General features: G+C 71.9%; 19 protein-coding genes. 16 read left to right on the forward strand and 3 right to left on the reverse strand.

The features are described 5' to 3' along the window. Positions 1 to 49: 49 nt before the first annotated feature. The 13 genes from ACZ6CL_RS09035 (at position 50) to ACZ6CL_RS09095 (ending at position 16,030) form a co-directional block, all read left to right on the forward strand. Positions 50 to 937: a bifunctional methylenetetrahydrofolate dehydrogenase/methenyltetrahydrofolate cyclohydrolase gene (locus tag ACZ6CL_RS09035; RefSeq protein WP_468933019.1), complete on the forward strand. Its 888-nt coding sequence runs from the start codon at positions 50 to 52 to the stop codon at positions 935 to 937. Then, on the forward strand, positions 927 to 1,499 hold the full coding sequence (locus tag ACZ6CL_RS09040) for a DUF3017 domain-containing protein (protein WP_468933022.1): 573 nt from the start codon (positions 927 to 929) through the stop codon (positions 1,497 to 1,499). The genes ACZ6CL_RS09035 and ACZ6CL_RS09040 overlap by 11 nt, the downstream gene beginning before the upstream one ends. Positions 1,500 to 1,921: 422 nt before the next feature. After that, on the forward strand, positions 1,922 to 3,052 hold the full coding sequence (locus tag ACZ6CL_RS09045; protein WP_468933024.1) for a helix-turn-helix domain-containing protein: 1,131 nt from the start codon (positions 1,922 to 1,924) through the stop codon (positions 3,050 to 3,052). Positions 3,053 to 3,328: 276 nt separating this feature from the next. Beyond that, complete coding sequence (locus tag ACZ6CL_RS09050; RefSeq protein WP_468933027.1) at positions 3,329 to 4,318, forward strand: malate dehydrogenase; 990 nt, start codon at positions 3,329 to 3,331, stop codon at positions 4,316 to 4,318. Positions 4,319 to 4,467: 149 nt separating this feature from the next. Beyond that, positions 4,468 to 6,192, forward strand: coding sequence for a hypothetical protein (locus ACZ6CL_RS09055; protein ID WP_468933030.1), 1,725 nt, complete (start codon positions 4,468 to 4,470; stop codon positions 6,190 to 6,192). Continuing rightward, on the forward strand, positions 6,179 to 6,598 hold the full coding sequence (locus ACZ6CL_RS09060) for a hypothetical protein (protein ID WP_468933032.1): 420 nt from the start codon (positions 6,179 to 6,181) through the stop codon (positions 6,596 to 6,598). Before ACZ6CL_RS09055 ends, ACZ6CL_RS09060 begins: the two co-directional genes overlap by 14 nt. A gap of 1 nt (position 6,599) precedes the next feature. Then, positions 6,600 to 7,397, forward strand: coding sequence for a hypothetical protein (locus tag ACZ6CL_RS09065; RefSeq protein WP_468933034.1), 798 nt, complete (start codon positions 6,600 to 6,602; stop codon positions 7,395 to 7,397). Between the two features lie 143 nt (positions 7,398 to 7,540). Then, positions 7,541 to 8,428 carry a serine/arginine repetitive matrix protein 2 gene (locus ACZ6CL_RS09070; protein WP_468933036.1) on the forward strand — a complete coding sequence of 296 codons (888 nt, stop codon included), beginning with the start codon at positions 7,541 to 7,543 and terminating at the stop codon, positions 8,426 to 8,428. A gap of 151 nt (positions 8,429 to 8,579) precedes the next feature. Next, positions 8,580 to 10,082, forward strand: a complete 1,503-nt coding sequence (locus ACZ6CL_RS09075; RefSeq protein ID WP_468933037.1) for an aldehyde dehydrogenase family protein — start codon at positions 8,580 to 8,582, stop codon at positions 10,080 to 10,082. A gap of 202 nt (positions 10,083 to 10,284) precedes the next feature. Continuing rightward, entirely contained in the window at positions 10,285 to 11,871 is a 1,587-nt protein-coding gene (locus ACZ6CL_RS09080; RefSeq protein WP_468933040.1) for a GMC family oxidoreductase, read from the forward strand. After that, positions 11,871 to 12,971 (forward strand): quaternary amine ABC transporter ATP-binding protein, encoded by a 1,101-nt coding sequence (locus tag ACZ6CL_RS09085; protein ID WP_468933041.1) that lies wholly within the window; start codon positions 11,871 to 11,873, stop codon positions 12,969 to 12,971. The genes ACZ6CL_RS09080 and ACZ6CL_RS09085 overlap by 1 nt, the downstream gene beginning before the upstream one ends. 46 nt (positions 12,972 to 13,017) lie before the next feature. After that, a complete protein-coding gene (locus ACZ6CL_RS09090; protein ID WP_468933043.1) occupies positions 13,018 to 15,039 on the forward strand; it encodes an ABC transporter permease in 2,022 nt (673 codons plus the stop codon). A 1-nt stretch (position 15,040) separates the two neighbouring features. Beyond that, positions 15,041 to 16,030 (forward strand): ABC transporter substrate-binding protein, encoded by a 990-nt coding sequence (locus ACZ6CL_RS09095; protein WP_468933046.1) that lies wholly within the window; start codon positions 15,041 to 15,043, stop codon positions 16,028 to 16,030. Between the two features lie 61 nt (positions 16,031 to 16,091). Here the strand turns inward: ACZ6CL_RS09095 and ACZ6CL_RS09100 are convergent, their stop codons facing one another. Both ACZ6CL_RS09100 and ACZ6CL_RS09105 read right to left on the reverse strand, forming a co-directional pair. Beyond that, on the reverse strand, positions 16,092 to 16,880 hold the full coding sequence (locus ACZ6CL_RS09100; protein WP_468933048.1) for an isocitrate lyase/PEP mutase family protein: 789 nt from the start codon (positions 16,878 to 16,880) through the stop codon (positions 16,092 to 16,094). Between the two features lie 182 nt (positions 16,881 to 17,062). Further along, positions 17,063 to 17,545: a carboxymuconolactone decarboxylase family protein gene (locus ACZ6CL_RS09105; protein ID WP_468933051.1), complete on the reverse strand. Its 483-nt coding sequence runs from the start codon at positions 17,543 to 17,545 to the stop codon at positions 17,063 to 17,065. Between the two features lie 47 nt (positions 17,546 to 17,592). Between ACZ6CL_RS09105 and pdxR the strand changes: the two genes are divergently transcribed. From pdxR to ACZ6CL_RS09120, 3 genes are all read left to right on the forward strand, one after another. Continuing rightward, entirely contained in the window at positions 17,593 to 19,113 is a 1,521-nt protein-coding gene (gene pdxR / locus ACZ6CL_RS09110; RefSeq protein ID WP_468933053.1) for a MocR-like pyridoxine biosynthesis transcription factor PdxR, read from the forward strand. Positions 19,114 to 19,254: 141 nt separating this feature from the next. Then, complete coding sequence (locus tag ACZ6CL_RS09115) at positions 19,255 to 19,560, forward strand: hypothetical protein (RefSeq protein WP_468933056.1); 306 nt, start codon at positions 19,255 to 19,257, stop codon at positions 19,558 to 19,560. Between the two features lie 15 nt (positions 19,561 to 19,575). Then, on the forward strand, positions 19,576 to 20,763 hold the full coding sequence (locus ACZ6CL_RS09120) for a glutathionylspermidine synthase family protein (RefSeq protein WP_468933057.1): 1,188 nt from the start codon (positions 19,576 to 19,578) through the stop codon (positions 20,761 to 20,763). Between the two features lie 119 nt (positions 20,764 to 20,882). Here ACZ6CL_RS09120 and rocD read toward each other — a convergent pair whose 3' ends face one another. Beyond that, a complete protein-coding gene (gene rocD, locus ACZ6CL_RS09125) occupies positions 20,883 to 22,109 on the reverse strand; it encodes an ornithine--oxo-acid transaminase (RefSeq protein ID WP_468933060.1) in 1,227 nt (408 codons plus the stop codon). Positions 22,110 to 22,568 lie beyond the last annotated feature (459 nt).

The following is a 22,568-nucleotide window of genomic DNA, read 5'->3' on the forward strand; positions in this document are numbered from 1 at the left end:
CATGGGCCCTGAGTGGAATCGATGTCCCCGCATCCGGGAGGATGAAGCCATGACCGCCCAGATTCTCGATGGCAAGGCAACCGCCGCCGCGATCAAGTCCGATCTCGTCAGCCGCGTGGAGGCGCTGAAGGCCAAGGGCGTCCATCCCGGCCTCGGAACCCTGCTCGTCGGCGACGACCCGGGCAGCAAGTGGTACGTCGCGGGCAAGCACCGCGACTGCGCCCAGGTGGGCATCGCGTCCATCCGCCGCGACCTGCCCGACACCGCCACCCAGGAGGAGATCGAGGCGGCGGTCCGGGAGCTGAACGAGGACCCGGAGTGCACGGGCTACATCGTCCAGCTGCCGCTCCCCAAGGGCATCGACACCAACCGGGTGCTGGAGCTGATCGACCCGGCCAAGGACGCCGACGGGCTGCACCCGATGAGCCTCGGCAAGCTGGTGCTGAACGAGACCGCGCCGCTGCCGTGCACGCCGCAGGGCATCATCCAGCTGCTGCGCCACCACGGCGTGGAGATCAACGGCGCGCATGTGGTGGTCGTCGGCCGCGGCATCACCGTGGGCCGGTCGATCGGGCTGCTGCTCACCCGCCGCTCCGAGAACGCGACGGTCACCCTGTGCCACACCGGCACCCGCGACCTGTCCGCGCAGCTGCGCCAGGCCGACATCATCGTGGCGGCCGCCGGGGTGCGGCACCTGGTGAAGGCGGAGGACGTCAAGCCGGGCGCCGCGGTGCTCGATGTGGGCGTCAGCCGGGACGCGGAGGGCAAGATCGCGGGCGATGTGCACCCCGATGTGTCCGAGGTCGCGGCCTGGATCTCGCCGAACCCGGGCGGTGTCGGCCCGATGACGCGCGCTCAGCTGCTGGTCAACGTCGTGGAAGCGGCGGAGCGGGACGCGAAGGCGGCCGCCGACGGCGGTGCCGGTCATGACGGCTGAGGCGAGCGAGGAGCCCGCGACCGGCCAGGCGGCGGAAGGGTCCGCGAGCGGTAACGAGGCGTCTGATCAGGCCGCGGCCGGTGGGGCGACGGCCGGTGGAGCTGCGGACGGGGCTTCGGCCAAGGGGGCTTCGTCGGGCAAGCCGACCGTCGCGGAACTGCCCGGGCTGCTGCTCCGCAAGTCCCGCCGCTTCCCGCTGATCACCCGGGACACCGCGCGTCCGCAGGGTGGCGGCCGGGCCGCGCCCGGCAGCGCCCCGTCGGCCGCCCGGCAGTGGCCGTTCCTGGCGGTGGTGGGCGGCGTCGCGCTGGGGCTGCTGATCGTCTCGCTGGACGGTTTCCGGCTGGGCACGGCGCTGATCGGGCTGTCCCTGCTGGCTGGCGCGGCACTGCGGTGGGCGCTGCCGGAGGTGGGGATGCTGGCCGTACGGTCGCGCTTCACCGACCTGCTGACGTACGGCGGGCTCGGCGCGGTGATCGTGCTGCTGTCGCTGATGGTCCAGCCGGACCCCTGGATCAAGCTCCCGTTCCTTCAGGACGTGGTGCACTTCACGGTCCGCTAGTCCGGGCCCTCCGCGCGGCCCGTCAACGGAACGGCGGCCCGTCCTCACCCCCCGCGGGAGGACGGGCCGCCGTTGGCTTGTTCGCCCGCCTTCGGGCCCTGGCGGCGGTCCGCCCTCTCCCCCGAAGAAGGACGGACCGCCTGGTGACCAGGGTTGTGTGTCAGCTGTGCGGGATCAATGAGTGTCGGGCGCCTGTGGCTTGGAAGTGACAGTTCCGCAACGAGGTATCGGCCGCGCAACGACGAGCGGACGCAGGGGAAGTGCGCTCCCCGGTCCGAAATGCTCCGATGCGCCCCCGCGCGAGGAACTGACATCCTGGGGCAAGGCATCTCTTTGGGTAGTCACTTCGGCGCCCGGGAGGCCGGCGGGGGGCCAGAGCCAGGGGAACGACCAGGTACGTACGGGGGGACAGGGGGAGGCACATGCCTCGTTGGAGGGACCTGCCGGAGGAACTCGACCCGCAGGTGCGGGAGTTCACCGGGCAGTTACGCGGGCTCGTCGACCGCAGCGGGATGAGCGTCGTGGCCATCGCCGACCGCACGGGCTACAGCAAGACCTCCTGGGAGCGCTACCTCGGCGGCAGACTCCTGCCGCCACAGGGCGCGGTGGAGGCGCTGGCCGACGCCACGGGCGCGGACGCGGGTCATCTCAGCACCCTGTGGGAGCTGGCGGAGCGGGCGTGGAGCCGCGCCGAAATGCGGCACGACGTCACGATGGAGGCGATCCGGGTCGACCGGGCACGGGCGGCGCTGGAGGAGTTCGCGCCGCCGCCGGTGGAGAAGAAGAACGGGCGCAAAGCGGCGAAGTCGTCCCGCCCGGCCGACGCGCCGAGCGTGCAAAGCACCCCGAGCGTCCAGGGCGTTGACGTACCCGCACCCGAACACCCGCTGGTGGAGTCCGTCCCGGCGGCGTCATCGCCCGCACAGCCCCCACCGCCCCCACCGTCCCCATCGCCTGAGGCCGATGAACCGGGCCCGCCGCGTCCCGCCGGACGGCCCCGGCGCCGGATCGCGCTGTTCGCCGCGGGCGTCGTCGGCACGCTGCTGATCGTGGCCGGGGCCGTCCTGGTGACCAGCCAGGGCGACGACGGCGAGAAGCGGGCCCAGAAGCCGGTCAAGGCCCCCGCCACCACCGCCTCCCGGCTCCCGGCCGGGGTGAAGTGCTCCGGGGACGGCTGCGCCGGGAAGGACCCGGAGGCCATGGGCTGCGGCAACAAGTACGCCACGACGACCGCGAACGCGATGGTCGGAACGGCGTACGTCGAGGTCCGCTACAGCAAGGTCTGCGGCGCCGCCTGGGCCCGCATCGCCCAGGCGGTCCCCGGTGATCAGGTACAGGTCAGCGCCCCCGCCCAGGGCGGCGGGACGGGCCGTGCCGAGCGCGGCACGGTCGACGCGGACGGCGACGCGTACACCGACATGGTCACCGCGGACGCCGCCTCGCGGGCCACCGCGTGCGCGACCCTCACCGGCGGCCAGCGCGGCTGCACGCCACGGGAGGGCGCTCCGCAGGGCGCCCCGCAGGCCGCTCCTCAGGCCGCTCCTCAGGGGTGACCGACGAGTGTTCCGGCGCCGCCGCGGGTCCGTCCGGGGGAATTTTGGAACGGGGGGAATGACCCCCGGGAATCGGGGCAGGCGCACGCCGAACCCCCCCACGGGTGCGGCACCGGGCGGCCGTCTGTACTCCCCCTCCTGACAGGCGGCCGCCGGGGCGTGGCCGGTGAGCCGCGACACAGAGGCCCGGGGATGCGGGCGCCGCGTCGTCGGATAGCCTGACGCCGGTATCTCGACACCAAGAGATCTCGGACAAACACAGCGCAGGAGACCGCCATGACCCGCACTCCCGTCAATGTCACCGTCACCGGCGCGGCCGGCCAGATCGGCTACGCGCTGCTCTTCCGCATCGCCTCCGGTCAGCTTCTCGGCGCTGATGTGCCGGTCAAACTGCGTCTTCTGGAGATCCCCCAGGGGCTGAAGGCGGCCGAGGGCACCGCGATGGAGCTGGACGACTGCGCGTTCCCGCTGCTGCGCGGTGTGGACATTTCCGACGACCCGAACGTCGCCTTCGACGGCGCCAACGTCGCGCTGCTCGTCGGCGCCCGCCCGCGCACCAAGGGCATGGAGCGCGGCGACCTGCTGGAGGCCAACGGCGGCATCTTCAAGCCGCAGGGCAAGGCCATCAACGACCACGCGGCGGACGACATCAAGGTCCTGGTCGTGGGCAACCCGGCCAACACCAACGCGCTGATCGCCCAGGCCGCCGCCCCGGATGTACCGGCGGACCGCTTCACCGCGATGACGCGCCTGGACCACAACCGCGCGCTGTCGCAGCTGGCCCAGAAGACCGGGGTGCCGGTCGCGGAGATCAAGAAGCTCACGATCTGGGGCAACCACTCCGCCACCCAGTACCCGGACGTCTTCCACGCCGAGGTCGGGGGCAAGAACGCCGCCGAGGTCGTCAACGACGAGCAGTGGCTGGCCGACACCTTCATCCCGACCGTCGCCAAGCGCGGCGCGGCGATCATCGAGGCCCGTGGCGCCTCGTCGGCCGCCTCCGCCGCCAACGCCGCCATCGACCACGTCCACACCTGGGTCAACGGCACCGCGGCGGGTGACTGGACCTCCATGGGCATCCCGTCGGACGGCTCGTACGGCGTCCCGGAGGGCCTGATCTCGTCGTTCCCGGTCACCACCCAGGACGGCAAGTACGAGATCGTCCAGGGCCTGGAGATCAACGAGTTCTCCCGCACCCGCATCGAGGCGTCGGTGAAGGAGCTGGAGGAGGAGCGCGAGGCCGTGCGCGGTCTCGGCCTCATCTGACGCACCCCGCTGCCGACTTCTGGCTGCGGACTTCTGAAGGGTCACCCTCCGTTATTCACTCCGGAGGGTGACCCTTTGGCTATTCGCTGTTCTTGCGCCCCACCTTCTCCTACCGTAAGAGGGGTTGCCGCCGGCCTCGGGGGGAGAGCATGGGCACAGGCAGTCGCAGTGATCCCGCAACCGGACACACCGCCGGATACGCGGCCAGTGAGGCGACGCGGTTGCTGTGCGCGGGCGCTTATCTGGACGACGACTTCCGGGACGCGGTCGTGGACGAGCTGTTGGTCCACGAGGAGCGCGTCGTGGCCCCGTCGCTGGGCATCGACGCGTCCCGGGTGCTCGCCCACGCGCTGCGCGCCCGCCGCCTGGAGGCGGGCTGGATTCTGCTGCTGATCGCGCTCTGGCTGCTGCACGCCCTGCTGGCCAAGGGCTTCTTCCCCGTCTTCCTGCTGTCCTGCGGGCTGTTATTGCTGGCGACCTGGGCCCGGGGCGGCGCCTCGGGCCCCTTCCGCGCCGACTATCCGGGCTCGGACGGGATCCCGTCCACCCGGCGGCGGCTGGCCGCGGTGCTGCGGGTGGCCGGAGTGCTGCTGCTGATCGTCTATGTCTCCTCCGCGCTGGAGCTGGTCTTCTCGGAGGACCCGGAGCTGAGCACTCTGGACGGCGGCGCGCTGTCGGAGCTGACGGCCGCGTCGGGCACGGGCGCCGCTTGGGCGGCGCTGCTCATCCCCACCGCGATGGCGGCGGCGGTCGCCCTGCACCGCGAGCACGTGGCCCGGGTGCTGTCCAGCGACCTCGATCCGCAGAACTTCGCCACTCCGGCCGACGACCCCGCCGAGCGCTCCGGCAGCGCCCGCTTCCGGCGGGTGCGGGAGCTGATCCGGCGCGAGCAGCACGCGCCCGTGATCCTCTACCACGATCAGCACCCCTTTCTCGGAGCGGGCACCGCGCACGCCACCTGGACGCTCGCGGTGGAGCTGCGGCCGCGCGAGGGCCGTACGGCGGTGCCGCTCGACAACCGGGTGGTCCTGGAGCGGATCCGGCCGCTGGTGGAGAACCTGCGCACCCCGTCCGCCCGGCCTCCCGCCCAAGGTTCCGTGGTGCCGAGGCAGTCGGTCGAGGTCCGCGACCGGCTGCGCGGTCTGGAGCTGGACGAGTGCGTGTTCGTGAAGGCGACCGGGTTGCGCATCCGCTCCCTCGCGCCACACGGCGAGGCGCACTTCGAGCGGGAGCGGGCCGAGGCGGTCGAGGAGGGCGGCGAGGTCCGCCGGCACTTCCTGCGCATCAGGGTCGGCGCCTGGCAGGAGGAGGTCGTCACCACCGTCTTCGTTCGGGTGCACACCCAGGGCGGCATGCTGATGCTGGAGTTCGCCCCGCATGTGCTGCGTCCGATCCGCCCGGACTTCCGCGCGATCGACCGGCTCACCGACTCCCACCGCCGCGGCGGACTGCCGGGCAAGGTGCTGTGGGCGCTGGCCCGGACGCCCACGGCCGCGGGCCGCGTGCTGATCCACGGCTTCCGGATGATCGCCTTCTTCGTGCGGATGTACACGGGCGCCTATGGCGCGGCCATCCCCGACGGGCCCTGGAAGTCCGTGCGCGAGCTGGGCAGCGACGACAGCGCCTCGCTCTTCCAGGAGATGGACGTCAGCCGCTATCTGAAGAGCGTCGAGGACCGGGTGGCCAACGGGGTGCGGCAGGCGCTGGACGAAGCCGGATGGGAGACCGGCGAGTTCGAGCAGAAGATCATCAACGTGAGCGGTGGCGGCATCTTCATCGAGTCCGCGCAGGACAGCGCCATCACCGTCGGCGACAACAACACCGTCAGCAACACCAGGGGCAACGGAGGGGGAGGCGGCCATGGGGACGGGTGAGAGGGACGAGGGAAGCGGCGCGGGCGCGGCCGGAGGCCAGGGCGGGCGGCGGTTCGGGAACATCCGCATCGGCAATGTGCGCGGCGGTGTCGTCGGCATCGGCGACAACAACCACATCGTGAACGGGCCGCAGGGCGACGCCGTCTGCGATCCCGCGTACGAGGAGCTGCTGCGCGCCGTCGGGCAGCTCTCCGCCGATCTGGAGCGACTGGTGGCCAGTCCGCAGGTCAGCGCCCTGTCGGACGAACTGACCAGCACTCAGGACGAGATCCAGCGCACCGGGCGGGCCGGGGCGGGCCGTCTCGCCCGGCTCCGGGTGCTGCTGCAGGACGCCGGGGCCGGTATCGGCATGCTGGCGTCGGGCGTTGCCGTCGGCCAGGCGGTCGGCGCGCTGCTGGGCGGCTGAGATGAGCACGCCGAGTGACGAGCGCGGTCCCCGCTGGGACGAGGCCGCGCAGCGCTGGGTGGGGGAGGGCGCCGAGCCGCCCGCCCCGGGCAGACGGCCGCCCAGCCCACACCGGGGGCCGGTGCTGCTCGTGGTGCTGGCCGTCGTGCTCATCGGCGGCATCGGCGTCGGCGCCTGGAATCTGCTGTCGGGCAACGGCGATGACACAGCGCAGGAGGGCAGCGGCGGCCCGAGCGCGACAGCGTCCGGCTGGGACAGCGGCTCGCCCGCGCCGTCGGATGTGGTGCCGTCGTCGGCGCAGCCGTCCGTATCGCCATCGGGGTCGGTCGCCGCGGGCAGCGGGCCACCACCGCAGGGGTATCAACGGACCGCGGATCCTGAGGGATTCACGCTGGACGTCCCGGAGGGCTGGGAGCGCGTCAAGCGCGATACGGGAGTCTTCTACGAGTCGTCCGACGCGAGCCGTCTGATCCAGGTGTTCGCTCTGACCAGCCCACAGATCACCCCCTACGAGGCGCTCAAGCAGGCCGAGACCAGCCTCAAGAAGAATCCCGGCTACAAGCGGTACGGGCTGAAGCGGCTCGGCCCGGGCGACGACTCCGACGCACAGCTGGAATACGGCTATCGCAGCGAGAAGTACGGCCCGCGCCGCGTCGTCGACCGTGCCTTCACCGGGCCGGACGGGGTGCAGTACGCGGTGCTGGTGGCGGGCCCGTCCGATGAGTGGCCGGATCAAGTGGAGCGGCAGCGGATCGTGTTGGGCGCCTTCTGCCCCACCGCGTACTGCCCGGCGGGCTGAGCGCGCACATCTCCGGTGGCCAACTATCCGGCATCGGGGCGGTAGCGGAGGTGGCCGCGGCGCACATACTGGGTACACCGTATGTCGGCTAACTCGGTTAACTCAGCTTATCGGTAGAAGAAGGCGATTTAGGGGGAGCGGGCATGACAGACGGGGGTTCGGGGGAGCAGTGGGGGCCCGATGACGGCCCGGCGGCGCAGCCGGGCGCCGGACCCGGCGCCGGAGCGGGGGACGGCGGCGCCGGAGCGGGGAACGAGACGCGGCGGGTGCTGCAGGCGGTCGCGGTCACGCTGTTCCTGACCGTCGGGATCGCCTTCTCCGGCTGGGTGGCGTTCGGCGGCGACGGGACGACCAGGGACAAGGCGGGCCCGCTGCCCTGGGACCGGGCGACCCCGGCGCCCTCGGCGACCGCGGATGCCACCGCGCCCGGCGATGTCTATCCCGCCCCCGAGACCGGCGCGCCCACCGATCTGCCGTCGGGGCTGCCGAGCGCCGCGCCGTCCGGGCTGCCCTCGGCGCATCCGTCCGGGTCGCCGTACGCCTCCCCCTCGGCGGTGCCGTCCCTGACGGGCTCCGCGCCGCCCGCGGGCTTCAGCACCGCGCGGGACCCGGAGGGCTTCGACATCGCCGTCCCCGAAGGATGGCGGCGGACGGTGGAGGGGCCGAGCGTCTTCTACACCTCGCCCGACGACTCGACCATGATCCAGGTGTTCGAGCTGCACGGCCCCGAGGCCACGCCGTACGAGTCGGCGCAGGAGGCCGAGCGGCTGGCGTCCCGCAACCGCGGCTACGAGCAGATCGCCCTCGCCCAGCTCGGCGCCGCCGCCATGGACCCGGCCCAGCTGGAGTACACGTACGTGAGCAAGGAATCCGGCGACCGCCGGATACTCGACCGCCGCTTCGCCGCGCAGAACGGCACCATGTACGCGGTGCTGATCATCGGCCCCGCCGGTGACCGGGCGCAGGAGCAGTCGCTGCACGACACCGTGCTGGAGACCTTCTGCCCCACCGCCTACTGCACCGCTTCGTGAGGCCTCACACCTGGCCCAGGCCGTCCGCCTCGCGTGAGCCGGGCCACTTTCAAGGAAAAATTGCGCATACGTTTCGCTCTTCCGGTAAGGGGTCCTTGTTGCTGGCGTGGCCAGCGCAAACGCTCGCAACACCGGAAGGCTGAGGTTAGACGTGTCGGCAGTCGAGACCATTCATGTGGACGGGGTGTGGCGAGCGGCCGCATCCAGCGCGCAGCGGGAGGTTCTCGACCCCGCGGACGCCAAGACCCTCGCGGTCGTCGCCGAGGGCGGCGCCGAAGACACCGACGCGGCCATCGCCGCCGCGCGCCGCGCCTTCGACAGCGGCCCCTGGCCGCACACCCCGGTCGCTGAGCGGGCGGCGCTGCTGCGGCGGGTCGCTGATCTGCTCCAGCGCGACCGTGAGGTGATCGCGCTCCTGGAGAGCCGGGACACCGGCAAGACCCTGGAGGAGGGCCGGGTCGACGTCGACGACGTGACCAATGCCTTCCGCTACTTCGCCGAGCTGGTCGCGGGCGAGTCGGCCGGCCGTGTGGTCGACGCGGGCAGCCCCGATGTGCACAGCGTCGTGGTGCACGAGCCGGTCGGCGTCTGCGCCATGATCACCCCCTGGAACTACCCGCTGCTCCAGGCCAGCTGGAAGGTGGCCCCGGCACTCGCGGCGGGCAACACCTTCGTCATCAAGCCCAGCGAAGTGACCCCGCTGTCCACCATCCACCTGGTGCAGCTGCTGGTCGAGGCGGGCCTGCCGAACGGTGTGGCCAACCTGGTGACCGGCGCCGGTGACCCGGTCGGCGCCCGGCTGTCCGACCACCCGGATGTGGACCTGGTGTCCTTCACCGGCGGCCTGGCCAGCGGCACCAAGGTGGCCCAGGCCGCCGCGCCGAGCGTGAAGAAGGTCGCCCTGGAGCTGGGCGGCAAGAACCCGAACGTCGTCTTCGCCGACGCCTGCGCCACTGAGGAGGGCTTCGACACCGCCGTCGACCAGGCCCTCAACGCCGCCTTCATCCACAGCGGCCAGGTCTGCTCGGCCGGTGCCCGGCTGATCATCGAGGAGTCGGTGCGCGAGCGGTTCGTCGCCGAGCTGGTCAGCCGCGCCGAGAAGATCAAGCTGGGCCGCGGCACCGAAGAGGGTGTCGAGTGCGGTCCGCTCGTCTCGGCCCAGCAGCTCGCCAAGACCCAGGCGTACGTGGCGTCCGCCCTGGAGGAGGGCGCCGTGCTGCGCACCGGCGGCAAGCAGCCCGAGCCGTCCGACGTCCGCCCCGCGACCGGCTACTTCTACCTGCCGACCGTGCTCGACCAGTGCCACCGCGGCATGCGCGTCGTTCGCGAAGAAACGTTTGGCCCGATTCTTTCGGTGGAGACCTTCAGCACCGAAGATGAAGCCGTGGCCCTCGCCAACGACACGGAATACGGCCTGGCCGGTGCCGTCTGGTCGTCCGACACCGCGCGCGCCCGCCGGGTTGCCGCGCGGCTGCGCCACGGCACCGTGTGGATCAACGACTTCCACCCCTACCTCCCGCAGGCCGAATGGGGCGGCTTCGGCAAGTCCGGCGTCGGGCGCGAGCTGGGCCCGGCGGGCCTGGACGAGTACCGCGAGACCAAGCATGTCTACGAGAACCTGCGGCCCAGCCCGGTGCGCTGGTTCGGCGGCTGACGCCCCGCCGCCGGCCCCCGCCCGGGGCGGCACGGCCGGGCCCGGACCTCCCGCCGGGCCCGGGCCCTGTCGCGTCCAGTGACGGCGTCCGGCATCTCTCCCCCTTCGTCCGTAACCCCCATCCCCTCCAGGGACGGCGCCCGGCCCGCACCCGTGTGTGCCGCCCCCGAAGACCGGAAGACCGCGAGGAGTAACCCCCACCATGCCCGTACCTGACGCATACGATTACGTCGTCATTGGCGGAGGCACCGCAGGATCGGTGATCGCCTCCCGGCTCACGGAGGACCCGGACGTCCGCGTCGCCGTCATCGAGGGCGGCCCCTCCGACATCGACCGCCCGGACGTCCTCACCCTGCGCCGCTGGCTGGGTCTGCTCGGCGGCGACCTGGATTACGACTACCCCACGGTCGAGCAGCCACGCGGCAACTCGCACATCCGGCACAGCCGCGCCCGGGTGCTCGGCGGATGCTCCTCGCACAACACCCTGATCTCCTTCAAGCCGCTGCCGGGCGACTGGGACGAGTGGGCCGAGGCGGGTGCCGAGGGCTGGGACGCCGCCGCGATGGACCCGTACTTCCACAAGCTGCGCAACAACGTCGTGCCGGTCGACGAGAAGGACCGGAACGCGATCGCCCGGGACTTCGTGGAGGCCGCCCAGGCCGCCGCCGAGGTGCCGCGCGTCGAGGGCTTCAACAAGAAGCCGTTCCACGAGGGCGTCGGCTTCTTCGACCTCTCGTACCACCCGGAGAACAACAAGCGCTCCTCCGCGTCGGTCGCCTACCTGCACCCCTTCCTGGACCGGCCGAACCTCCACATCATGCTGGAGACCTGGGCGCACAAGCTGGAGCTGGACGAGACCGGCCGGGCCACCGGCGTGCACGTGCGCACCAAGGACGGCGAGGAGATCCTCGTCCAGGCGAAGACCGAGGTGCTGGTCTGCGCGGGCGCGGTGGACACCCCGCGGCTCCTGATGCACTCGGGCATCGGCCCCAAGGCTGACCTGGAGGCGCTGGGCATCCCGGTCAAGGTGGATCTGCCGGGCGTCGGTGAGAACCTGCTCGACCATCCCGAGTCGGTGATCGTGTGGGAGACGGACGGCCCGATCCCGGACAACTCCGCGATGGACTCGGACGCCGGTCTGTTCGTGCGCCGCGACCCGGAGTCCAAGGGCCCGGATCTGATGTTCCACTTCTACCAGATCCCCTTCACCGACAACCCCGAGCGGCTGGGTTACGAGCGGCCCGAGCACGGGGTGTCGATGACCCCCAACATCCCCAAGCCGCGCAGCCGCGGCCGGCTGTACCTGACGAGCGCCGACCCCGAGGTCAAGCCCGCCCTCGACTTCCGCTACTTCACGGACGAGGACGACTACGACGGCCGCACCCTGGTCGACGGCATCAAGCTCGCCCGCGAGATCGCCAAGACCCAGCCGCTGGCCGGCTGGCTCAAGCGCGAGGTGTGCCCGGGCCCGGAGATCACCTCGGACGAGGAGATCAGCGAGTACGCCCGCAAGGTCGCGCACACCGTCTACCACCCCGCCGGCACCTGCAAGATGGGCGCCGCGAACGACGAGCTGGCCGTGGTCGGCCCCGATCTGCGCATCCGCGGCCTGTCCGGCATCCGGATCGCCGACGCGTCGGTCTTCCCGACCATGCCCGCCGTGAACCCCATGATCGGAGTGCTGATGGTTGGCGAGAAGTGCGCGGACCTGCTGGTCGGAGAGCGTGATCAGGTCCGTTACCGATCGCGCGAGCGAGCCGCCCAGCTCGCCCCGGGAGGTGAGGCGTGATGGCGACGACCCTGGCCACTGAGACGCCCGACACCCCCGAGACCCCCGAGACCGGTGACCGCACCCCGGTGTTCTCGGTCCGCGACATGTGGAAGGTCTTCGGTCCGAAGGCCGACCGTGTCCCCGGCTCGCCCGACGCCGAGCTGCCCGCCGCGGAGCTGCGCGCCCGCACCGGCTGCACGGCCGCCGTCCGGGACGTCTCCTTCGACGTCGAGCCGGGCGAAGTGTTCGTGGTGATGGGGTTGTCCGGCTCCGGAAAGTCCACGCTGGTGCGCTGCCTCACCCGTCTGATCGAGCCGACCTCCGGGACGCTGAAGATCGACGGTGAGGACGTCATGGCCATGGACAAGGCCCGGCTGCGCGAACTGCGCCGCCACCGCGCCGCCATGGTCTTCCAGCACTTCGGGCTGCTGCCGCACCGCTCCGTCCTCGACAACATCGCCTACGGCCTGGAGATCCAGGGCGTCGGCAGGGCCGAGCGCCGCGCCAAGGCCGCCGAGATGGCCGAGAAGGTCGGCCTCAGCGGGCTGGAGCGCCGGCGTCCCGGCCAGCTCTCCGGCGGTCAGCAGCAGCGCGTGGGCCTGGCCCGGGCGCTCGCCGTCGACCCCGAGGTGCTGCTGTTCGACGAGCCGTTCAGCGCGCTGGACCCGCTGATCCGCCGCGACATGCAGGAGGAGGTCATCCGGCTGCACCACGACGAGGGCCGGACGATGGTGTTCATCACCCACGACCTCAGCGAGGCGCTGCGGCTCGGCGACCGCATCATGCTGATGCGCGACGGCGAAATCGTGCAGCTCGGCACCCCGGAGGAGATCGTCGGCTCCCCGGCCGACGACTACGTACGGGACTTCGTCCGCGATGTGCCGCGTGAGCAGGTGCTGACCGTGCGCCGTGCCATGCGCCCCGCCAAGTCCGACGAGAAGGACGACGGCCCCGCGCTGACCCCGGGCACCACCGTCGCCGACGCGATCGAGGCCGTGGCCCGTTCCGGCGGCCCCGCGCGCGTCGTCGACGGCGGCCGCTGCCTGGGCGTCGTCGACCACGCCTGCCTGCTCAGCGTCGTCGCGGGCCTGGACGGGAAGGAGGCGGCCGCGGCATGAGCACGCCCCCGACCTTCTTTCCGCCGGGTGGCACCGGGAGGCGCGTGTGAGCGCCACGACCACCCGCCCCCGTACCGACCCCGGCACCGGGCCGCCCGCGGGCACGACCGCCGCGGACGCATCGCGCCCGTCGCTGTGGCACACCCTCGTCCGCAGCCGGACCGTCCACAAGCTCGCGGTGCTCGCGGTGATCGCCGCCGTGCTGATACCGCTCGCCCACGCCAAGTGGGCCGGCGCCAGCTGGCCCCACGCGCTGACCGTCGATGTGTCCGGACCGCTGGGCAAGGCCAGCGACTGGATCCTCGACAACCGCGACAGCCACTGGATCTTCCTCTACTTCTTCGGCCACATCAGCGAGGCCATCATCATCGGCGTCCGCGCCGTCTACGTCGCCCTGCTCGCCCTCGGCTGGGCCGGTGTCACCGCCGGGCTGACCCTGGTCGCCTGGCGGGTGGCCGGGGTGCGGGTCGCGGTGACGACCCTCGTGTCCTTGGCCGTCTGTGGAGGCTTGGGCATGTGGGTGCCGACGATGCAGACGCTCGCGCTGATGGCCGTCGCCGTCACCGCCTCCGTCGTCGTCGGCGGACTGCTGGGCCTGGCCGGCGGGCTCTCGGAACGTGCGTTCCGGGCGCTGCGGCCGATCCTGGACACCATGCAGGTACTGCCCGCGTTCGCGTATCTGCTGCCCGTCGTGATGATCTTCGGCAACGGCGTGCCGGGCGCGGTGCTGGCCACCGTGATCTACGCTGCTCCGCCCATGGCCCGGCTCACCGCCCTCGGCCTGCGCGGCGCGGACGCCGGGGTGCTGGAGGCCGTGGCCTCGCTCGGCGCGACCTGGCGGCAGCGACTGCTGTCCGCCCGGCTGCCGCTGGCCCGCAAGGAACTGCTGCTGGGCATCAATCAGACGATCATGATGGCGCTGTCCATGGCTGTGATCGCGTCCGTGATCGGTGGCGGTGGTCTCGGTGACCGCGTCTACCAGGCGCTTTCCGCCGTCGATGTCGGCAAGGCGCTCGCCGCGGGACTCCCGATCGTGCTGCTCGCCGTCGTGATGGACCGCACCATCGGGTCGGCGGGCGAGCGGCTCGGCGCGCCCCCGGCCGAGGGCGGGTCCCGGCTGCTGCGCGGCTGGCCCGCGTGGGCGGGCGTCGCGGTGATCACCGCGGCCATCACCTTCGCCGGACGGCTGACCGGCTCCCAGACCTGGCCGGGCGGCTGGACCGTCGCCATCGAGGGGCCCGTCAACCAGTTCAAGGAGTGGATGGTCGACCACCTCTACACCGGTGTGCCGGTCGTCGGTGGCACCGCCGAATGGGCCGCGAACTACCTCAAGTGGATCCTCGACCCGCTGCGTGAGGGGCTCCAGGGCATCCCGTGGTACGGAATCCTGCTGATCGTCGCGGCGCTGGCCTGGCTGATCGGCACCTGGGCCACCGCGCTGACCGCCACCGCCGCCATGGCCGCGATCGGTGTGCTCGGCGTGTGGCAGTCGTCCATGGACACCCTCTCCCAGGTGCTGGCGGCCGTCGTCGTCACTCTGGTCCTCGGTTTCGCGATCGGCATCTGGGCCGCGCGCAGTGCCCGGCTGGAGCGGATGCTGCGACCGGTGCTGGACGTGTGCCAGACCATGCCGCAGTTCGTGTACCTGATCCCCGTGGTCGCGCTGTTCGGCGTCGGCCGCGCCCCGGCGGCGGCCGCGGCCATCGTCTACGCGCTGCCCGCCGTCATCCGCATCACCACCCAGGGGATCCGGAACGTCGACCCGTCCGCGCTGGAGTCGGCGCGCTCGCTCGGCGCGACCCAGGGGCAGCAGTTGCGCCAGGTCCAGTTGCCGCTGGCCCGCCCGGCGCTGCTGCTCGCCGTCAACCAGGGCGTGGTGCTGGTGCTGGCCGTGGTCGTCATCGGCGGCCTGGTCGGTTCGGGCGCGCTCGGCTACGACGTGCTGTTCGGCTTGGCGCAGGGCGACCTGGCGACCGGTCTGGTGGCGGGCGCGGCAATCGTCTGTCTGGGGCTGATGCTCGACCGGGTGACCCAGCCGACCGCGCGCCGCGAGAAGAAGGGGGCCTGAGATGGCTACGGCCCATACGCACCGCCGTCGGCAGCTGCTGATGGCCGCCACCGGGGTCACGGCCCTGCTCACCGCGACCGGCTGCGGCGCGGCGGACATGTCCAAGCAGTCCTCGCCGTACGCCAATGTGGGCGGCGCGAAGAGCGTGACGCTCTCCGTCCAGTCCTGGGTCGGCGCACAGGCCAACGTGGCCGTCGCCCAGTATCTGCTGGAGCACAAGCTGGGGTACCACGTCGACACCGTCCAGGTGGACGAGATTCCGGCGTGGGACGCGCTCAGCCAGGGCCGGGTGGACGCGATCCTGGAGGACTGGGGCCACCCGGAGCAAGAACAGCGCTACGTCAAGGACAAGAAGACGATCGCGTCGGGCGGCGACCTCGGCGTCACCGGCCACATCGGCTGGTGGGTGCCGAAGTACTTCGCCGACAAGCATCCGGACGTTCTCAACTGGAAGAACCTCAACAAGTACGCGAAGACCTTCAAGACCGCGGAAAGCGGTGGGAAGGGCCAGCTGCTGGACGGTTCCCCGTCCTATGTCACCAATGACAAGGCGCTGGTGAAGAATCTGAAGCTGAACTACTCGATCGTCTTCGCCGGTTCGGAATCCGCTCAGATCACCCAGATGAAGCAGTTCGCCAAGCAGAAGAAGCCCTTCCTGTCGTACTGGTACGAGCCGCAGTGGCTGTTCAACCAGGTGCCGATGGAAGAGGTGAAGCTGCCCAAGTACACGGACAAGTGTGCTGCCGAGGGTGAGAAGGACCCCGATTCCTTCGACTGCGCCTACCCGACTACCCCGCTGCAGAAGTACCTCAACGCGGACTTCGCGAAGCAGGGCGGTAAGGCCGCCGCCTTCCTGAAGAAGTTCCACTGGACCAAGAAGGACCAGAACGAGGTGTCCGAGCTGATCGCCTCGGACGGGTTGTCGGCGCAGGACGCGGGCAAGAAGTGGGTCGAGGCGCACCCGGACGTCTGGAAGAAGTGGCTGCCCTAGCGGTCACCTTCTGAAAGCCGCACCCGGCCGGGCCCCGCCCGTCCCCCTCATGGGGTCTTCCTCATGGGGTGGACGGAGCGGGGCCCAGCTGTTGGGCCAGGTCCCGGGCGGCGGACATCGTCGCGCGGAAGAGCCGGGGGCCGAAGGTGACGCGCGCGGCGCCGAGCCGCCCCAGCTCGGCGGGCGAGGGGCCGTCCGGTGCGAACGCCGCCGCGTTGACCGGTATGCCGATGGCGGCCACGAGCCGGGGCAGCAGCTCCGGGGGCGCGAAGATCGGGTAGACGCAGTCCGCGCCCGCCGCCGCATAGGCCCGCCCGCGCTCGATCGCCGCCTCGGCCGCGCGCTCGGTGTCGACGACGGCCCCGTCCCGGACGAACTCGCCGCGGGCGAAGATGTCGATCCTGGCGTTGATCACCAGACCGTCGCCCGCCTCGGCTCGCACCGCCGCCAGCCGGTCCGCCTGCTCCCGCGGATCGGCCAGCTGCTTGGTCAGCGGGTCGGAGTCCTCCAGGTTGCAGCCCACCGCCCCGGTCTCCAGCAGCCGCTCGACCAGCTCCTTGGCGTCCAGGCCATAGCCGCTCTCCAGGTCCGCCGACACCGGCACCTCGACGGCCCGGACGATCCGGGCCACCGCGGCGAACATCTCCTCGGCCGGTAGCCGGCCGTCCTGGTAGCCCAGCGACGCCGAGACCCCGGCGCTCGGCGTCGCCAGCGCCGGAAAGCCCGCGTCAGCGAAGGCACGGGCCGAACCGGCGTCCCAGGGACCGGGCAGCACGAGCGGCGCTTCCGCGTCCCGGCCGTGGTGCATCGCCCGGAACGCCCTGGCCTCGGCCGTGGCACTGGCCGTCATGGAAACCCCCTTGGCAGAGATCTAGTGCCGCGTCAGTCGAGGTTTGCCCGGTAGCGAGGCGTCCTGGTGCGGTCGGCTGCAAGGCGCCGGATCGGCCTCGTAGTGGGCCTACTCGGTCGAATCGGCAACGCCACAGATGGCCGTGCCAGGGCGGTGAGCGGGGCGAACCTTGGCTGACGCGACTAGCCCGCGGTCGGCTTGTAGGAACCCGGGACGAGGCGGGTGGTGACCCCGATCCGGTTCCAGGCGTTGATGGTGAAGATGACCGCGATGAGCTGCGCCAGCTCCTGCTCCTCGAAGTACTTGGCGGCCCGGTCGTACACCTCGTCCGGGACGCCGTCGGTCAGGATGGTGACGGCCTCGGTCAGGGCGAGCGCGGCCTGCTCCTTCTCGGTGTAGACGCCGACCGCCTCCTCCCAGGCGTTGAGCAGGTAGATCCGCTCCTCGGACTCGCCCGCCGCCCGGGCGTCCTTGATGTGCATGTCGATGCAGAACGCGCAGTGGTTGATCTGCGAGGCGCGGATCTTGACCAGCTCCGTCAGCGCCGGTTCCAGGCCCTTCCGGGCCTCCACGTCCAGCTGCACCATGGCCTTGTAGACGGCGGGTGCCGCGTGGGCGAAACCCATCCGGGGACCGTGGTGAGGGGTGCTCTCATGCGTCGTCATGCGGTCCACGCTAGAAGCTCGGCAGCCCAGGAGTATGGTCCATTTCCATGGAGGATTCGTGGGCCACTTCCGGGCCCGAAGAGGCCGCTTCCGAGCACGAAGGGGCCACTTCCGGGTCCGGGGAGGCCACTCCCGGGGCCGGGGAGGCGAACGGGCTCGGCGCCGACCTGCACCTTGACCTGCCCCGGGGCGGGACCACCGGGGTGCGGGCCGCACTGATCCGCTCCCTGCGCGACGCCGTACGCGACGGCCGCCTCGCCCCCGGCACCCGGCTGCCCTCCTCCCGCTCGCTCGCCGCCGACCTCGGCATCGCCCGCAACACGGTGGCCGACGCCTACGGCGAACTCGTCGCCGAGGGCTGGCTCACCGCCCGGCAGGGCTCCGGCACCCGGGTCGCCCGGCGCGTCGTGCCGCCCGAACCCGCGCCGCCGCGCCCCCCGCCGCCCGCCGCCGTGGCCGCCAGCCGCCCCGCGTACGACCTGCGGGCCGGGTCGCCCGATGTCTCCGCCTTCCCCCGCTCCGCCTGGCTGTCCGCCGCTCGGCGCGCCCTCACCGCGGCGCCCAGCGACGCCTTCGGCTACGGCCACCCCAGCGGGCGCCCCGAACTGCGCCGCGTCCTGGCCGACTATCTCGCGCGCGCCCGCGGGGTGCGGGCCGCACCCGAACGGATCGTCGTCTGCGCCGGGTTCATCCAGGGGCTCGGCTTGCTCAGCCGGACGCTGCACGGGGACGGCCACCGCGCGCTGGCCGTCGAGTCGTATGGACTCGACATCCACTGGAACGTGCTGCGCCGCGCCGGACTGCGCACCGTGGCGCTGCCGGTCGACGCGCGGGGCGCCCGCACCGGCGAACTGGACCGCCTCACCGACGTGCGCGCCGCGCTGCTGACCCCGGCGCACCAGTTCCCCACCGGCGTCGCCCTGGACCCCGACCGGCGGGCCGCCGTGGTCGACTGGGCGTCCCGGACCGACGGGCTGGTGCTGGAGGACGACTACGACGGCGAATTCCGCTATGACCGCCAGCCGGTGGGGGCGCTCCAGGGGCTGGATCCCGAACGGGTCGTCTATCTGGGCACGGCGAGCAAGAGCCTGGCGCCCGCGCTGCGGCTGGCCTGGATGGTGGTGCCGGACCACTTGCTGGACCGGCTGCTGGCGGTCAAGCGGACGGGGGAGTGGCAGTCGGGCGCCCTGGACCAGCTGACGCTCGCGGAGTTCATCGCCTCGGGCTCGTACGACCGCCATGTGCGCGGGATGCGGCTGCGCTACCAGCGGCGGCGCGACCAGCTGGTGGCGGCGCTGGCCGAACGCGCGCCCCAGGTGCGCGTCACGGGCATCGCGGCCGGACTGCACGCGGTGCTCGAACTGCCGCCGGGCACCGTGCGCTCCGTCCTCCAGGGCGCGGCCTGGCAGGGCTTGGCCATGGAGGGCCTGCATCGCTACCGGTACCGCGAGGAGAACGAGCCGGGAAGGGGCGGATCCGAGCCGGACGGACTGGTCTTCGCCTACGGGGCGCCGCCCGATCACGCCTTCTCGGGCGCCCTGGAGGCGCTGTGCCGGGTGCTGCCCTGAGCGGGCCATTCCCCACCCCCGACGTTCACTTGTGCGATAACCCCCTCTAGGGTGGGCGGTCGTCAAACGAACGGGGGAGCAGTACCAATGGAACGCAAATTTCCACGTCGGCTGCGGTCGAGCACGGTGATTCTCGGTGGCATGGGAGCCCTCGCGGCGGCCCTCACCTCCTGCGGGTCCGAGCCCGACAAGCGCTGTGTCGACCGGAACAGCTACGACGTGGTCAACGGCTACCGCATCGTCGACTCCAGCGCCTGCAACAGCTCTTCGGGCTCCACGACCGGCAAGAAGAAGCGCGGCAGCGGCAGCACCACCACCAAGCGGGTCGACGGCGACTGGTACTACGACGCCGACGTCGACGGCCGCTGGGCGGACTACGGCACCTTCAGCAAGAGCCAGGCCGCCGACCGCGGCGGCTTCGGCTGCTCGGGATCCGGCGGCGGCTGACCGGACGACGACCCGATGAAGCGTCACATCATGGACCCCCGCCCCGGCTGGCAGGCCACGGTCGAGGAGCAGGGGGTCATCTACCCGCTGACCCGCTACCCGGACGGCTCCCTGCGCCCGTACTGGGACGAGAGCGCCTACTACGCCTTCTCGCTGCCCGAGGTCGAGGCGCTGGAGGAGGTGGTCGAGGAGCTGCACCGGATGTGTCTGGAGGCGGCCGCCCACATCGTCGACGCCGACCGCTTCGCCGACCTCGGTATCGAGGAGCCGCGGGTGGCCGAGCTGATCGCCGAGTCCTGGCGCCGGCGGGCCGAACAGCCCAGCGTCTACGGCCGGTTCGACCTGCGGTACGACGGAGGCCCGGAACCGGCGAAGCTGCTGGAGTACAACGCCGATACGCCCACCTCGCTGGTGGAGGCGGCGAGCGCCCAGTGGTTCTGGATGGAGGACCGCTTCCCGGGCGCCGACCAGTGGAACTCCCTGCACGAGCGGCTGGTCGACGCCTGGCGGCACCAGGCCGCCCTGCTGCCGCCGGGCGTGCCCCTGTACTTCGCCCACTCGGCCGGGGACGAGCTGGGCGAGGACCTGATGACCGTCGCCTACTTGCGGGAGACGGCCGAACAGGCGGGTCTGCGGACCGAGGCGATCTCCATGGAGGACATCGGCTGGGAACGGCTCTCCGGCCGCTTCGTGGACATGCGGCACCGCTTCATCCGCGCCTGCTTCAAGCTCTACCCCTGGGAGTGGCTGGTCAGCGACCGGTTCGGCCTCCATGTGCTGGACACGATCGACAACGGCGGCGGCACCGGCTCCACCCTGTGGATCGAGCCCGCCTGGAAGATGCTGCTGTCCAACAAGGCGCTGCTGGCGATTCTGTGGGAGCTGTACCCCGGGCACCCCAATCTGCTGCCCGCCTACCTCGACGGGCCCCGCGAACTGGCCCGCACCAATGGCTACGTGGCCAAGCCGCTGCTCGGCCGGGAGGGCGCGGGCGTCACCGTGCACCCGCCGGGCGCGGAGCCCGTCATCCGGGACGAGGCCTGCTGCTACCAGGAGTTGGCTCCGCTGCCCGAGGTCGACGGCAACCGGGTGGTGCTCGGCGCCTGGGTGGTGGAGGACGAACCGGCCGGGCTCGGCATCCGGGAGTCGGCCGGGCTGATCACGGACGAGTACGCGCGCTTTGTGCCGCATGTGATTCTTTAAGCGGCGCCAGAGCGGCTGGCGGCATGGGGACTGGCGGCGTGGCGGCTGGCGGCATGGGGACTGGCGGCTGAGTGACCGGGGGCTGAGCGGCCGGGGCCGGGGCCATGCGCGGTTTCCGGTCATTCCGCCAGCACCGCCCTGAGCTGGTCCAGGCCCCAGTCCAGATCCTCCGTGCCGATCACCAGGGGCGGTGCGATCCGGATGGTGGACCCATGGGTGTCCTTGACCAGCACCCCGCGGTCCATCAGCCGCTCGGAGATCTGCCGCCCGGTGCCGCGCGAGGGATCGATGTCCACACCGGCCCACAGCCCGCGCCCCCGCACCTTCACCACCGCCCGGCCCTCGGCCATCTGCGCCAGCTCCCGGTGCAGATGCTCGCCCAGCTCCGCCGCGCGCCCCTGGAACTCCCCGGTCCGCAGCATGGCGATCACCTCCAGCGCGACCGCGCAGGCGAGCGGATTGCCGCCGAAGGTCGAGCCGTGTTCACCGGGGCGGTGGACGCCCAGCACCTCGGCGGAGGACACCACCGCCGACACCGGCACCACCCCGCCACCCAGCGCCTTGCCCAGCACATAGACATCCGGAACGACGCCCTCGTGCTCACAGGCGAAGGTCTTCCCGGTGCGGCCCAGGCCCGACTGGATCTCATCGGCGATGAACAGCACGCCCCGCGCCCGGGTCAGCTCGCGCACTCCGGCCAGATATCCGGGCGGCGGCACCAGCACCCCCGCCTCGCCCTGGATGGGCTCGAGCAGCACGGCGACCGTCTCCCCGGCCCCCGCGTCGAGCGCGGCCTCCATCGCCGCCAGATCGCCATACGGCACGATGTCGAACCCCGGCGTGTACGGACCGTGGTCCGCGCGGGCCTCCTGGTCGGTGGAGAAGCTGATGATCGTGGTCGTGCGGCCGTGGAAGTTGTTGTCCGCGACGATGATCCTGGCCCGCCCGTCCGGCACGCCCTTGACGCGGTAGCCCCATTTGCGGGCGGTCTTGATCGCCGTCTCGATCGCCTCCGCGCCGGTGTTCATGGGCAGCACCGTCTCCATGCCGCACAGCGCGGCCAGCTCCGCGCAGAACGCGGCGAAGCGGTCGTGGTGGAAGGCGCGCGAGGTGAGCGTGACCCGCTCCAGCTGCGCCTTGGCGGCGTCGATCAGCCGCCGGTTGTGGTGCCCGAAGTTGAGCGCGGAATACCCGGCGAGCAGGTCCAGATACCGGCGGCCTTCGACATCGGTCATCCACGCCCCCTCGGCGGATGCGACGACGACCGGAAGCGGATGGTAGTTGTGCGCGCTGTGGGCCTCGGCGGCCGCGATGGCGCGCTCCGAGGAGCGATCGGTCGAGGTCAAGACGTCCTCCGTTCTGTGACACCACCTGTGCTGTGACCACCTGTGCTGTGACACCACCTGTGCTGTGACCACCTGTGCTGTGACACCACCTGTGCTGTGACACCACCTCTGCGACACCACCCAGGGTGGGGCTGTGCACCGTGACTGGCGAGTCGGCCATGACGAGGCGGGGCCCCGCCACGGCCGGGCCTCGCCACGGTCAGGGGAGAGGGCGCTGGCGCCGGGCCGGTGGTGGCCTGTCGCACCCCCGGTCCCGGTCCCGGTCCGTCGGTCGGCCGGGGCGGCCCCGGCCCGTGGAGGCCTGCCCGGCCTCAAGCCCGGGCAGGGCCTGCCACCACTGCTCCTCCCGGAACCGGCCGCCGGGCCCCGCGCGGTCCGACAGGCCCACGATCCGGGCCAGCACCCGCTCGGCCAGCGTCTCGCCGCCCGCCAGGAGGTCGTGCCCCGGCGGGTCGGCGG

It is taken from the genome of Streptomyces sp. NPDC041200, assembly GCF_055591805.1.